This window comes from Novosphingobium sp. 11B, assembly GCF_054589055.1.
Genome location: NZ_BAAILP010000324.1, coordinates 927 through 14,073, shown reverse-complemented (window position 1 = coordinate 14,073; position 13,147 = coordinate 927). Strand labels below are relative to the sequence as shown.

The following is a 13,147-nucleotide window of genomic DNA, read 5'->3' as shown; positions in this document are numbered from 1 at the left end:
CCGACTGTCGCCATGCCCGATCGCTACTTTCCGCCTTCGGAATTTCTGCAGGCCGTCATTGCCGATGACGTGTGTTTCGGTGGCCATGTGTTCGGCGAAGCGAACCTGCAGCGGCTCATTGCGGCGACCCGTCACACAGACGCGGCCAATCGCGATTGGGCGGTGATGCTGTTGTCTCAACTGAAACTGGATCGACCGGACGTCCGCGCCGCTTTGTCCGAGGCGGCTGAGGATGATGCCTTCGAGGTGCGCGCCGAGGCCATTCATGGGCTCGCGCTGATAGACCCTCGCGCCGCTTTGCCGTTTCTGTCGAAGGCCCTGCGCGGTGAAACAGTGTCCATGCCCTTGCTGGAAGCTGCCGAACTGGTGGCGGATCCCATGCTGATTTGCGACCTTGAGGCTTTTGCGGAAGGATCTGACGATGCCTTTCTCGACACTCGGGTGGCCAATGCGATAGCCGCATGCCGCGCCTCGATAGTGAAGTGAGATTTGCGTTGTCCAAATCGATCCGCAGTTTCGGTCAGGTTCTCAGTGTGTTGATGGTCAAGTAATTCAATGTGGCGGTATTTGTCATGAGCTGGCGAATAGCGTTTAATTGACTGTGTTTTGCCGCTCATTTACGATCCCGTCAGAATACTGGTGAGGGCAGTCATGGCGGGGGAAGTGGCGGAATTCGGCCCGGTCAGGGGGCGTGCACGGATCGATGTGATCGACGTGATGCGTGGGATTGCGATCCTCGGCATCCTCTACATGAACATCCCTTTCATGGGCACCAACGTGTCGTCGTGGATGCACGACTTCCGCCGACTGTCCTGGAGCGCCGCCGATCAGACCACCTGGGCGACGATCCAGATATTCTGGGAGGGTACGCAGCGCGGGCTGTTCGAACTGCTGTTCGGCGCGGGCGTGCTGGTCTTCACGGCCAAGGCGATGAAGCCGGACGATCCGGTGGCGGTCGCCGACCTTTATTATCGCCGCAATCTGCTGCTCGTCCTGTTCGGCTTGATCGATATCTTCGTGATCGGCTGGGTGGGTGACATTCTCCTTGCTTACGGCCTGTGCGCCTTGTTGCTGTTTCCGTTTCGAAAGACCCCGCCCAAGGTGCTGCTGGCGATGGGCATGGCTTTCGCCGCGCTCATGGCGGTGGGCTGGCCGGGCGGGGGCGGCGTGATCGGCTATCAGGAGCGGGTTGAGCGTATCCATAAGGTCGAAGCGCTGCAGAAGAAGCGCGCCGAAGGCGTGAAGCTCTCGGGCGAGGACAAGAAGACGCTCGACAAATGGCAGGAGAAGGTGGACGCGCATGACCTCTCCAAGCCGCCCAGCAAGGAAGCGCAGGTCGCCATCGATGCCGAGCGCAAGGCGCGGGCGGGATGGCCGCATCAATACGTGATGTTCGCCTGGTTCATCTGGAACAAGGTTTTCGGCGACGGCAATGGCCTGTTCTTTACCATGCTGGAGGCGGTGCCGGCGATGTGTCTCGGCATGGCCCTGTTCAAGTGGGGGGTAATCCAGGGCGGGCGCTCGATGGGGTTCTACGCCGGACTGGCAATCGTCGCATATGGAGTCGGCTGCGGCCTTCGGGCCTGGGACGTGGCGGAAATCTACAAGTTCACGCCCTGGCCGACACCGGGCACGATCGCAGGTGAGTTCGCGAGGCTGGCCGTGACCGTGGGGCATGTCGGCCTGTTCAACCTGCTGATGAAGACGCAGGCGGGGCGCACGGTGCTTTCGCCGTTCAAGGCGGCGGGGCGGATGGCGTTCTCGATCTACATTCTCACCAGCATCGTCACGCTGTGGTTCGTCTTCGCGCCTTGGGGGCTGGGGCTGTGGGGCAAGTTCGGCTGGACCGAACTGGCGATAGCGGCGACGGTGATCGATGTGGTCATGCTGGTCCTCGCCAATGTCTGGCTGCGGTTCTTCCTCAGTGGGCCGCTCGAATGGATATGGCGCTCGCTGACGTACTGGAAGCGTCAGCCGTTCCTGCGCCCGCAGGTGTCCGAGCCTTCCGCAACCGCAGCGTTTGCCTGACGCTGGATCGTCCGGAACCTTCGCAGCTTGCCCTGAGGGGCGTGGACGGGTAACCCGCGCGGCGTATCTGCGTCCGCTTGCCCGGGCGCCTTTAAAGGGAATTTGCCATGGGTTACCGGGTTGCCGTCGTCGGTGCGACGGGGAATGTCGGCCGTGAAGTGCTCAACATCCTTGCCGAGCGCGAATTCCCGGCGGACGAGATCGCCGCCGTGGCTTCCTCGCGCTCTGTGGGCACCGAAGTCGAGTATGGCGATACCGGCCGTATGCTCAAGGTGAAGAACCTGGAACATTTCGACTTCACGGGGTGGGACATCGCGCTGTTCGCCGCGGGTTCGGACGCGACGAAGATCTATGCGCCCAAGGCGGCCTCGCAGGGCTGCGTGGTCATCGACAACTCGTCGCTCTACCGCATGGACCCCGACGTGCCGCTGATCGTGCCCGAGGTGAACCCCGAGGCGATCGACGGGTACAAGGCCAAGAACATCATCGCCAACCCCAACTGCTCGACTGCGCAGATGGTCGTCGCGCTCAAGCCGCTGCACGACAAGGCGAAGATCAAGCGCGTCGTCGTCGCGACGTACCAGTCGGTGTCCGGCGCGGGCAAGGCGGGCATGGACGAACTGTTCGAGCAGAGCCGCGCGATCTTCGTCGCCGACCCGGTCGTGCCGCGCAAGTTCACCAAGCAGATCGCCTTCAACGTGATCCCGCACATCGACGTGTTCCTCGACGACGGCTCCACCAAGGAAGAGTGGAAGATGGTGGTCGAGACCAAGAAGATTCTCGACCCCAAGATCAAGGTGCAGGCCACCTGCGTGCGCGTTCCGGTCTTCGTCGGCCACTCCGAAGCGCTCAACATCGAGTTCGAGAACGAGATCAGCGCCGAGGAAGCACAGGACATCCTGCGCGAGGCGCCGGGCGTGATGCTCGTCGACAAGCGCGAGGACGGTGGATACGTCACTCCGATCGAGGCGGTGGGTGACGGCGCTACCTACGTCAGCCGCGTGCGCGAGGACCCGACCGTGGACAACGGCCTGGCGCTGTGGTGCGTGTCGGACAACTTGCGCAAGGGCGCGGCGCTCAACGCGGTGCAGATCGCGGAACTGCTAGGCCGCCGCCACCTCAAGAAGGGCTGAGGGGCGCGCTTGCAATCGGCTCGGCGGTAGCCACCTAACCTTCACCTGACACCGGGATGGAGGATTGCATGGACGCCGCCGAGACGAAGAACGCCCTCAAACTGCTCGCCGCCCGGCTGGAGACGCTGTCGGCGGTGCTCGACAAAGCCGAGGAATGGGCGGCAGAGGCGGGTGTCGCGCTTGACGAACTGGCGGCGGCGCGGCTGGCCGGGGACATGCATCCGCTGGCCTGGCAGGTCGCGGGAACCTGCACGCAGCCGCTGCAGTTCGTCGCCTGGAGCCGGGGCGCGGACCTGCCCAACGAAGTACAGCCAGTGGTCGACTGGGCAGAAGCCCGCGCGGTGCTGGCGGACACGATCGCGCTGCTGTCGGCGGAAGTCGCGGCCGTCACGCCCGAAGCCAAACGGATCGTGCTGGAGCGAATGGGCGTTTACCTCGAACTGCCCGCGCAGCGCTATCTCGACGACTGGATCCTGCCCAACCTCTACTTCCACCTGACCACGGCTTACGCGATCCTGCGGATGAAGGGCGTGCCGCTGGGCAAGGCCGACTTCATGCGGCACATTGGCGGCGATATCCGGCCGCTGGCGCCCGAGCCGGCGTCATGACGCGGGCAATGACCGGCGGCTGCCAGTGCGGCCGCATCCGCTACCGCGCCGAGGTTGAGCCCGACAAGGCATACTTGTGCCATTGCCGCATGTGCCAGCGGGCGACCGGCGGGGTGTCGATCGCGTTCGTCAATGCGCCGCAGTCCGCGGTGCGGTGGGAGACGGAGCCGGACTGGTACGCCTCATCGCCGATCGCGCATCGGCCGTTCTGCTCGCAGTGCGGCACGCCGCTGGGCTTCGCATTTCTGGACGGGGACAACATCGACCTGACCGTCGGCAGTTTCGACGATCCCGCGCCGTTCCGCCCGAGCCAGAACTATGCGACCGAAAGCATGTTGACGGCATGGACCGACGTGCGGCACTTGCCCGGCATGACGAGCGCCGAGAATGCGGGCGTCATGGACCGATGGAAGGCCGCCGGTCTCGAGCCGCCTGAATGACCGGAAAGCGAGTTTGCCTGTGAGCGATGTGAAGACCGATTTCGTCGAAGGTTTCGGCGGGGCGAAGCTCGCCCTGCACACCATGGGCGATACCGGCGGACGGCCGTTGGTGCTGCTGCACGGGCTGTTCTCCAGCGCCGAGGTGAACTGGATCAAGTTCGGCAATGCCAAGATCCTCGCCGATGCGGGCTTCGAGGTGTTCATGCCGGACTTGCGCGCTCACGGGCAGAGCGACGGCCCGCACGATGCGGATGCCTATCCGTCCGACGTGCTGGTGCGCGATCTCAAGGCGGTGATCGGCTCGCTGGGCCTTTCGGAATACGACCTCGGCGGCTTTTCGCTGGGCGCACGGACGGTGGTGCGCGGCGTGCTGGCGGGGCTGGCGCCGCAGCGGCTGGTGCTGGGCGGAATGGGGCTGACGGGCCTGTCTGGCTGGGCGAAGCGCAGCGCGCATTTCGTCGACGCCATCGACCGCTTCGGGACCATCGAGCGCGGCGACAAGGCGTTCGTGGCGCAGGCTTTCATGAAGTCGATGAAGATCGACCGCGTGGCCGCGCGGCTGCTGCTTGGCTCGGTGGACGACACCGCGCCCGACGCCATCGCGCAAGTGACGATGCCGACGCTGTGCGTGTGCGGCGCGGACGATCACGACAACGGCTCGGCGCAGGACCTCGCGGCGGCACTGCCGCAGGGCACTTATGCCGAAGTGCCGGGCAATCACATGTCGTCGGTGACGTTCAAGGATCTCGGCAGGGCGATCGCTGGGTTTCTGGGCTGACCGCGCCTATCGTCATTGCGAGCTCAGCGTAGCAATCCAGGGCAACACCGAGCGGCTCTGGGTTGCTTCGCCGCGCTCGCAATGACGGTGCGGATGTTTCAGGCGAAAGGCACGGCCTCTTCCGGCCAGCCGTCGAAGGTTTCGGTGAGGGCGGCCCAGTCGTCTGCGAAGCGGATGTTGATCGCACACAAGGTGGCGTCGTCCGGGCGGGAGGCCTCATGGCCGTCACCGGTCGTGTCGACGAAGACGAAGGCGTCGCCGGGGCCGCCGGTCACGCGGCGCAGGTCTCCATCCGTCACGGTAATGGTGAGGCGGCCTTCAAGGATCGTCTGGAGGCTGCCGAAGTCCCTGGCGGTGTGGAAGATGTCGGTGAAGGCGAGGCCTTCCCATATCACCGTGCGCCAGCCCAGCGCGGGGCGCGGCGGGTCGAGGTAGGACAGGCCGCCCGCCATGGTCACGGGCTTCATGCGGGAGCGGCCTTCCGGCGTGGCGTAGACGACATGGATCGGCATGTGGAGCGAGCGTCCCCCTTGCTTGATGGAAGCAGCCCGCAGCATGGTCGCAAAACCTCGCTTCAGTGTGCCCGGCCACTCCTTTGATCGCATGGCGGCGATGCGTTGCTGCACTCGTGGCCGAGGATATTCGTCCGCCAGCGGTTGATCCCGCGCGAGGGGCGACTAGTCTCGCGGCCATTCAAAGGTTCAGAGAGGTTCCCCCCATGAAATTCGCCTCCACCGCGCTTGCCGCATTGGCTGCAAGCCTTTCGTTCGCCGTCGTCCCGGCCCATGCGGAGGATTACCCGCAGACGGCAGAGGGTGCCGCGAAGTTCGTCGCCGATGCCGAGAAGGACCTGTTTGACTTCTCGCTGGGTAACAATCAGGCGAACTGGGTCAATTACACCTACATCACCGAGGATACCGACGCGCTGGCGGCGAAGTCCAACGGCGACCTCACCGAGAAGCAGGTGAAGTACGCAGTCGAGGCGGCGAAGTTCGCGAAGGTTTCCGGTCTCGATGCGGACGTGTCGCGCAAGCTGGGCATCCTGCGTCAGGGCATCGTCCTGCCCGCGCCCAACACGCCCGGCGCGGCGGCGCAGTTGAGCGAGATCACCACGCGCCTGTCGTCCGCTTACGGCAAGGGCAAGGGCACGCTCGACGGCAAGCCGATCAACGGTTCGGACATCGAGGCGGAGATGGGCAACCTGCAGCATAGCCCGGCCGAATTCGCCGAGATGTGGACCTCGTGGCACGACAATGTCGGCAAGCCGATGAAAGCGGACTACGCGCAGATGGTCGGCATCGCCAACCAGGGCGCGAAGGAGCTGGGCTATGCCGACGTCGGCGCGATGTGGCGCTCCGGCTACGACATGACGCCCGAGCAGTTCGCCGCCGAAACCCAGCGCCTGTGGGAAGAGACCAAGCCGCTCTATCTGGCGCTGCATACTTACGTGCGCCGCAAGCTGAACGAGAAGTACGGCGATGCCGTGCAGCCGCGCACCGGCCCGATCCGCGCCGACCTGCTGGGCAACATGTGGGCGCAGGAGTGGGGCAACGTCTACCCGCTCGTCGCGCCGCAGGGTGCGGGTGATCTAGGCTATGACATAGGTGATCTGCTGAAGGCGCAGGGCAAGAAGCCGCTCGACATGGTGAAGGCGGGCGAGGGGTTCTATTCCTCGCTGGGCTTCGATCCGCTGCCGGGCACGTTCTGGACCCGCTCGATGATCACCAAGCCCGCCGACCGCGAGGTGATCTGCCATGCCTCGGCATGGGACGTCGACAACAAGGACGACATCCGCATCAAGATGTGCACGAAGGTCAATTCGGAGGATTTCGTCACGATCCACCACGAACTGGGCCACAACTATTACCAGCGCGCCTACAACAAGCAGCCATATCTCTACCTGAACGGCGCCAACGACGGCTTCCACGAGGCGATCGGCGACTTCATCGCGCTGTCGATCACGCCGCAGTACCTCGTGCAGATCGGCCTGCTCGATAAGAGCAAGGTCCCCGGCGCCGACAAGGACATCGGCCTGCTGCTGTGTCAGGCGATGGACAAAGTCGCGTTCCTGCCGTTCGGCCTGATGATCGACCGCTATCGCTGGGGCATCTTCGACGGCTCGATCCAGCCCGCCGACTACAACAAGGCGTGGACGAAGATGCGCCTCGACTATCAGGGCATCACCCCGCCCTCGGCGCGCTCGGACGACGGGTTCGATGCGGGCGCGAAGTTCCACGTTCCGGGCAACACGCCTTACACCCGCTACTTCCTCGCGCGGATTCTGCAGTTCCAGTTCTATCAGGCGGCGTGCAAGCAGGCCGGGTGGAAGGGGCCGCTGCACCGCTGCAGCTTCTACGGCAACAAGAAGGTCGGCGAGAACCTGAATGCGATGCTGGCGATGGGCATGTCGAAGCCCTGGCCCGAGGCGCTCAAGACGTTCACCGGCTCGCCGCAGATGAGCGCCAAGCCGATGCTGGACTACTTCGCGCCGCTCAAGAAGTGGCTCGACGCGCAGAACAAGGGCGAGACTTCAGGCTGGTGACCCGCATGGCGCCGCGCCACAGGGCATAATCCCCGGCGTAGAAGTCCTCGATGAAGGCTTCCTGGCTGGGATTGAGCCGGATCGGCGCGGCGGCTTTATTGCTGCGGTTGAGGCGGGGCAGGGCGTCGAGTTCGTCCAGCCCCATGATGGCGCCGAGGCTGTCGATCTCCTCGTAGGGGATCAGGTTTTCGACGCGGCAGTCGCCCCTGGCGTCGGTCAGATACCAGCACTGCGGGCGGAAGATGTGGTCGATGTCGAACGGGCTGCGCGCGGTGGCGAGGTGGTCGATGGCGTCGTCCACGGTTTCGAACGCGCGGTAGCGCGCGTTGAAGGGGCGGGCGACCTTGCGATCGCGGGTGCCGCCGTTGCTGGCATAGGCGAAGGCCGAAAGGAACCGGCAGACCGGGTCGCGCAGGATGGCGAAGCTCGGAAGGTCGAGCACGCGCGGGGCGACGCTGGCGTAGTAGCGCACGGTTTCGTGCTTGATCTGGGTTCCGTAGAGCTGGTGGCAGACCGAGGTGCCCGCGTTCTTGGGCACATGGATGAACAGCACGCCGCGCCGCTGGATGGTCGTGATCCGCTCGCGCCGCTTGGCGTTGGGTCGGTAGGGCAGCGGGGATCGGGCCAGCCTTTCGGGCACGTCGCTGACGAGGCGGACGCGAAAGGCGGAGGCGATCAGGCGGTTGATCCCGGCAGTGCCGGCGGTACCTGAAGTCGAAGTCTGGGAGGGCTTTGGCATGCCCCGGACGCTATGGGGCGAACTTGAACCTGCAATTTCATCAATATTTCATTCAGGCGAGCGGAAGCGCCCCTGCGGCGAGTACCGCAAGGACGCATCCATTCCCGGTGGACAGGGGCGATTCGCATCGCCCCTGCGCCTTCGATCAGAAGTCGACGGTGATGCCGGTGAAGAACGTCCGGCCGTAGACGTCGTAGGTCGACGGATAGGTGTTTGACTGCTCCTGGTTGTCACCAAGGACCGGCGGCTTCTTGTTGAACATGTTGTTCATGCCGATGTTCCAGGTGAAGCGCTTGGCCACGTCGACGCTCGCGCTGAGGTCGAAGTAGTTATAGGCCGGGATGTGGTCGACCGCATAGCCGCCGGTGTCGTCGTCCACTGCCGAGAGGTGGCGCCATGCCAGCGACACGCTCAGGTCCTCGGTCGACCAGGTGGCGCGGCTGTTGAGGCGCCACTTGGCGTAGACGTTGCTGCAGCTAAGGCCGAACTTGCCCGCGCAGTCGACCACGAGGTCGGGCAGCGAGGCCATCGGGCGGAACGTCCAGTTCATGAGGTAGGAGCCCGCGACGCGCAGGTTCAGCTTGCTGGAGTTGTTGCGGCCGAACGCCAGCGGGATGGTGTACTGCGCGTCGAAGTCGATGCCGTCGGTCTTGACGCCGCCGGTGTTGCTCAGGTTGTCGATGGCGCCGACGATGGTGCCGGTGCTGTCGCGCGGCAGCAGCGAACAGGTGCTGCTGTCGTAGGACGTGTAGTTGTTGCCTGCGTCGCCGTAGCAGGCCGTGAGCAGGTTGGCGGTGCCGACGGCGGTGATGAAGTTGTCGATCTTGATGTGATAGTAGTCGGCCGTGATCGACAGGCCCGGGATCATCTGCGGCTGGAGCACGACACCGAAGGTGTAGGTGTTCGCGGTCTCCTCGCGCAGCTTGGTGTTGCCGCCGTTGTAGCTTTCGATCTGGGTCGCGGCGGCGTTGTACTGGTCGTTACCCACGTCCGCAGCGGCGACGCCCGAGGCGACGCAGGCGGCGTAAAGGTTGGAGTAGCTCGTCGCGTCCGGCGTCGAGCACGGATCGGTCGCAGTCTCGAAGTTTTGCGAGCTGCCGCTATAGAGGTCGTTCACCGTCGGCGCACGCACCGCGCGGGAGAACTGGCCACGGAAGCTGATGTCCTTGATCGGCGCGTAGACGAGCCCGGCCGAGAAGGTGCCCACCGACTTGGCCGCCGTCGAGTAGTACGAGTAGCGGGCCGCGCCGTTGAATTCGAGGCGCTCGATGAAGGGCTTGTCGGCGATCAGCGGCACGTCGATTTCGGCGAACAGCTCCTTGACGTTGTAGCCGCCCGAAGTCGCGTCGCTGGCGTTGAAGCCGACGACGTCGCCGGAGGACAGCAGTTCGTCCGGGTTGTAGCTGCCGTGCTCGGAGCGGTACTCGGCGCCGAACGCGAAACCGGCCGGGCCTGCGCCGAGGTCGAACAGGTTGTTGTTGCTGATCGCGCCGCTGACGACCTTCTCGGTGATGGTCGAGCGGTTGACGGTGTCGATCGACAGGAAGTCGACCGCCGCGTCGCTGATGTTGCCCTCGCCGAAGATGTTCACGGGCACGCAGCCGTTGCTGGTGTCGGTGCACACGAGGTTGCCGTCGGCGTCATAGGTCGTCAGCAGGCCCTGCTGCAGACGGCTGCGCGAGATGTTGCCGTACTGGTACTCGGTCCGCCGGGTGCGCGAGAAGCTGGCGTAGACGTCGTAGCTCCAGTCGTGGCCGATGTCGCCGCGCGCGCCGATCAGGCCGCGCACCGCCTTGCTGTCGGTGACCTGTACGCGGTCGCCGATCTCGCTCAGGCGGCGGTAGATGTTGGCGGTGGTGTAGCCGTCGCCGTCGGTGTCGTAGCCCTGCAGAAGCGCCTGGCTGTCGGCCGAGAGGAACGAGCTGTCGTTGTCGATCGAGAAGCTGCCGGTCACCGGGGTCGGCGCTAGCTGGTTCTTGACGCGGTTGTGGACGTACTGGCCCTCGGCATAGAGCGTCAGCGCGTCGCTGACGTCGAAGTGCGCCTGCGCGAAGACGAGTTCGCGCTTTTGCGGGACCTGCAGGTAGTTCTCGGTCGCGTAGTTGTAAGCGTCGGTGCTGCTGTCGTAGGCCGAATAGCTGCCGTCCTGCCCGAACTTGTAGTTGGTGCCGCCCAGATTCATGCGCGTCGCCGGGATCGACGAGGAGCCACCCGCGACGAGGGTGCCATCGTCGCCGTCGGTCATGGCCGTCTTGGTGTAGCTGCGCGATGCCTGCGTGATCGCCTTGCGCTGGCTGTACTCGCCGTAGACGGTGATGTTGCCGCGCCCGTCCGCGAAGTTCTTGCCCGCCAGAATGCCGCCCGTGTACTGCGCGCCGTCGCCCGCGTCGGTCAGGCGGTAGTTGGCGTTGGCCTGGATACCGTCGTAGTCCTGCTTCGTCACGAAGTTGACGACGCCGGTGACCGCGTCCGAACCGTAGACGGCCGACTTGCCGCCGGTCACCACGTCGACGCGCTCCAGCAGGGCGGTCGGGATCGTGTTGAGGTCGACGATCTGGTTGGTGTCGTACGAGACGTAGCGGCGGCCGTTGACCAGCACCAGCGTGCGCGAGGCGCCGAGGCCGCGCAAGTTGGCGGTGGCGACGCCGTCACCCGGGTTGTTCGAGGCGCCGGTCTGGTCGGGGACCAGCTGCGGGATTTCCTTCAGAACGTTCTCGACGTTGACCTGGCCGGTCGCCTTCATCTCGGCGGCGGTCACGGCCATGATCGGCGCGGCCTGCTCGAGGTTGGCATTGCGCAGGCGCGAGCCGGTGACGATGATCGCGTCGCCGGTGTCGGCCGCGTCCGTGGCGGAGGGCGCTTCGTCCTGCGCGTGCGCTGCCGCAGGCAGGCCCATCAGCAGGGTCGAAGCCAGAAGCAAACGCTTCATGTGGGGGGTCATTGATGCTCCTTTCGCAGATTCCGGCGGTGCGAAATCCTCGACGCCGGAAGCAGGCGAATGCGTCTGCTCCCGTAAGGATCAGGCTGTCATCATATAATCATCGATGTGCGGATAATGAATTGATGGCGTTGTATATCGATCACATCTATTTCAATATTGGAAATAAACGTGAAATATACCTGAAATTCATTTCACATATGTTTCATTGAAAATAAGTTAATCGAATTCAGTTTCTATATTGAATGCAGGATTATTCGCGAAAGTAAATGTTCTGTGGCCGTTTGGAAGGCTTGCGATGACATTGGGAATAAGATTGCGCTTGAGCCTATCGTCGTTTCGGAATGCGGGCATAAAATTACCAACCACCAGAACATTCGCGCGAGTGCGCGTAGCGAAATTCTGCAGGCTCTCTGCGTGTTAAGCGGCGTATCACGAATATATCCCGCGAGGGAGAGTAGCCGTCCGCCGCTTTTCTGCAGGCGCAACGAAAAAGCCGACCGCCGCTCAGGTCGCGACGGTCGGCTTCGTGTTCTGGCCCGGTAGGCTGTTTCCTACCGGAACGGCGGCTCGTTGAACGCGCGCAGCTTGCGCGAGTGCAGGCGGTCACCCTGTTCGCGCAGCAGGTCGCAGGTGATGAGGCCGATCTTGAGGTGGCTGGCGATCGCCTCTTCATAGAAGCGGTTGGCCTGGCCCGGCAGCTTGAGTTCGCCGTGCAGCGGCTTGTCCGAGACGCACAGCAGCGTCCCGTAAGGTACGCGGAAGCGGTAGCCCTGCGCGCTGATCGTGGCGCTTTCCATGTCGATGCCGATCGCGCGGCTCAGCGAGAAGCGCTTGGCGGACTCGGTGTAGCGCAATTCCCAGTTGCGATCGTCGGTGGTGACGATGGTGCCGGTGCGCATCCGCTTCTTGAGGTTCGCGCCGCCTTCGCCGCTGACGACCTCGGCCGCCTGCGCCAGGGCCAGCTGCACTTCGGCGATGGCGGGCAGCGGGATCTCGGGCGGCAGCACCGGGTCGAGCACGTGGTCGTCCCGCAGATAGGCATGGGCGAGCACGTAGTCGCCGATGCGCTGGCTTTCGCGCAGGCCGCCGCAGTGGCCGATCATCAGCCACGCCTCGGGGCGCAGCACCGCGAGGTGATCGGTGATGGTCTTGGCGTTGGACGGGCCGACACCGATGTTGACCAGCGTGATGCCCGAACCGTCCTTGCGAATGAGGTGGTAGGCGGGCATCTGGTGGCGGCGCCATGCGGTGTCGGACAGGCGTGCGCGCGCGTTCTCAACCGGCGCGTCGAGATAGAGGCCGCCGGCGCCCGAAAGCGCGACATAGCCGTCCGAGCCGACTTGCGTGCCCGCCCAGTCCACGAACTCGTCCACATAGCGGTGGTAGTTGGTGAACAGCACGAAGCGCTGGCAGTGGTCCGGGCTTGTGCCGGTGTAGTGCGCCAGGCGCGCGAGGGAGAAGTCGGTGCGCAGGCCGTCGAACAGGGCCAGCGGGTGCGGTTCGTCCTCGGCGGCGAGGAAGGTGCCGTCGGCGATCTCGTCGCCGATCATCGCCAGTTCGGTGCTGGGGAAGTGGCTCGCCAGTTCCTGCGGGGTGACTGTGCCGACCGATACGCCTTCGAGCACGTAGGGGAAGGGGATCTCCTGCGTGGACGCGGCGACCTCGAATTCCACTTCGTACTCGGCCTCGATCAGCGCGAGCTGTTCCTCGAGGTAGGAGGCGAAGAGGTGCGGGCGGGTGACGGTGGTGGCGTATGTGCCGGCCATCTCGAGCCGCCCGAACGCGCGCGAGGCGCGGGCGTTGAGTTCGGTGCCGCGATACGTGATCCGCAGCTCAGGATATGTCCAGAGGCGGTTCGCGCGGCGATCTGCTGGGGGGAGGGTGCCGTTCTCTACGAAGGCGGCGATATCGGCCTTGAGAGTGGAAACGGCGGCTTCG

Annotated in this window: 11 protein-coding genes; 7 read left to right on the top strand and 4 right to left on the bottom strand. The window is 64.5% G+C overall.

What is annotated here, in order from left to right:
• Positions 1-12 precede the first annotated feature (12 nt).
• The 6 genes from ACYPYD_RS27075 (at position 13) to ACYPYD_RS27050 (ending at position 4,987) form a co-directional block, all read left to right on the top strand.
• Entirely contained in the window at positions 13-486 is a 474-nt protein-coding gene (locus ACYPYD_RS27075) for a HEAT repeat domain-containing protein (RefSeq protein ID WP_459666879.1), read from the top strand.
• 165 nt (positions 487-651) lie between these two features.
• Entirely contained in the window at positions 652-2,028 is a 1,377-nt protein-coding gene (locus ACYPYD_RS27070) for a DUF418 domain-containing protein (protein WP_459666877.1), read from the top strand.
• Between the two features lie 107 nt (positions 2,029-2,135).
• A complete protein-coding gene (locus ACYPYD_RS27065) occupies positions 2,136-3,161 on the top strand; it encodes an aspartate-semialdehyde dehydrogenase (RefSeq protein ID WP_008830021.1) in 1,026 nt (341 codons plus the stop codon).
• 68 nt (positions 3,162-3,229) lie between these two features.
• Positions 3,230-3,769: a DUF1993 domain-containing protein gene (locus ACYPYD_RS27060; RefSeq protein WP_459666875.1), complete on the top strand. Its 540-nt coding sequence runs from the start codon at positions 3,230-3,232 to the stop codon at positions 3,767-3,769.
• Positions 3,766-4,209 carry a GFA family protein gene (locus tag ACYPYD_RS27055; RefSeq protein ID WP_069707535.1) on the top strand — a complete coding sequence of 148 codons (444 nt, stop codon included), beginning with the start codon at positions 3,766-3,768 and terminating at the stop codon, positions 4,207-4,209. Before ACYPYD_RS27060 ends, ACYPYD_RS27055 begins: the two co-directional genes overlap by 4 nt.
• Positions 4,210-4,228: 19 nt before the next feature.
• Entirely contained in the window at positions 4,229-4,987 is a 759-nt protein-coding gene (locus ACYPYD_RS27050; protein WP_008830018.1) for an alpha/beta fold hydrolase, read from the top strand.
• A gap of 98 nt (positions 4,988-5,085) precedes the next feature.
• On the opposite strand, the gene ACYPYD_RS27045 is transcribed toward ACYPYD_RS27050, so the two are convergent.
• Positions 5,086-5,544, bottom strand: a complete 459-nt coding sequence (locus ACYPYD_RS27045) for a cupin domain-containing protein (RefSeq protein ID WP_069707537.1) — start codon at positions 5,542-5,544, stop codon at positions 5,086-5,088.
• A 161-nt stretch (positions 5,545-5,705) separates the two neighbouring features.
• On the opposite strand from ACYPYD_RS27045, the gene ACYPYD_RS27040 reads away from it, so the two are divergent.
• Positions 5,706-7,529, top strand: a complete 1,824-nt coding sequence (locus tag ACYPYD_RS27040; protein ID WP_459666873.1) for a M2 family metallopeptidase — start codon at positions 5,706-5,708, stop codon at positions 7,527-7,529.
• Here ACYPYD_RS27040 and ACYPYD_RS27035 read toward each other — a convergent pair.
• From ACYPYD_RS27035 to ACYPYD_RS27025, 3 genes are all read right to left on the bottom strand, one after another.
• Positions 7,480-8,268 (bottom strand): sulfotransferase family protein, encoded by a 789-nt coding sequence (locus ACYPYD_RS27035; RefSeq protein WP_459666871.1) that lies wholly within the window; start codon positions 8,266-8,268, stop codon positions 7,480-7,482. The two genes, ACYPYD_RS27040 and ACYPYD_RS27035, sit on opposite strands and share 50 nt — an antisense overlap.
• Before the next feature lie 145 nt (positions 8,269-8,413).
• Positions 8,414-11,197, bottom strand: a complete 2,784-nt coding sequence (locus tag ACYPYD_RS27030; protein ID WP_271181636.1) for a TonB-dependent receptor — start codon at positions 11,195-11,197, stop codon at positions 8,414-8,416.
• 563 nt (positions 11,198-11,760) lie between these two features.
• The coding region (locus ACYPYD_RS27025) for an AMP nucleosidase (protein ID WP_459666869.1) at positions 11,761-13,147 on the bottom strand (1,387 nt) is incomplete at its 5' end.

Bases quoted from the DNA above. Each gene is read 5' to 3' on its own strand.
- ACYPYD_RS27075 (WP_459666879.1), top strand. From the start codon at position 13: ATGCCCGATCGCTACTTTCCGCCTTCGGAATTTCTGCAGGCCGTCATT.
- ACYPYD_RS27070 (WP_459666877.1), top strand. From the start codon at position 652: ATGGCGGGGGAAGTGGCGGAATTCGGCCCGGTCAGGGGGCGTGCACGG.
- ACYPYD_RS27065 (WP_008830021.1), top strand. From the start codon at position 2,136: ATGGGTTACCGGGTTGCCGTCGTCGGTGCGACGGGGAATGTCGGCCGT.
- ACYPYD_RS27060 (WP_459666875.1), top strand. From the start codon at position 3,230: ATGGACGCCGCCGAGACGAAGAACGCCCTCAAACTGCTCGCCGCCCGG.
- ACYPYD_RS27055 (WP_069707535.1), top strand. From the start codon at position 3,766: ATGACGCGGGCAATGACCGGCGGCTGCCAGTGCGGCCGCATCCGCTAC.
- ACYPYD_RS27045 (WP_069707537.1), bottom strand. From the start codon at position 5,544: ATGCTGCGGGCTGCTTCCATCAAGCAAGGGGGACGCTCGCTCCACATG.
- ACYPYD_RS27040 (WP_459666873.1), top strand. From the start codon at position 5,706: ATGAAATTCGCCTCCACCGCGCTTGCCGCATTGGCTGCAAGCCTTTCG.
- ACYPYD_RS27035 (WP_459666871.1), bottom strand. From the start codon at position 8,268: ATGCCAAAGCCCTCCCAGACTTCGACTTCAGGTACCGCCGGCACTGCC.
- ACYPYD_RS27030 (WP_271181636.1), bottom strand. From the start codon at position 11,197: ATGAAGCGTTTGCTTCTGGCTTCGACCCTGCTGATGGGCCTGCCTGCG.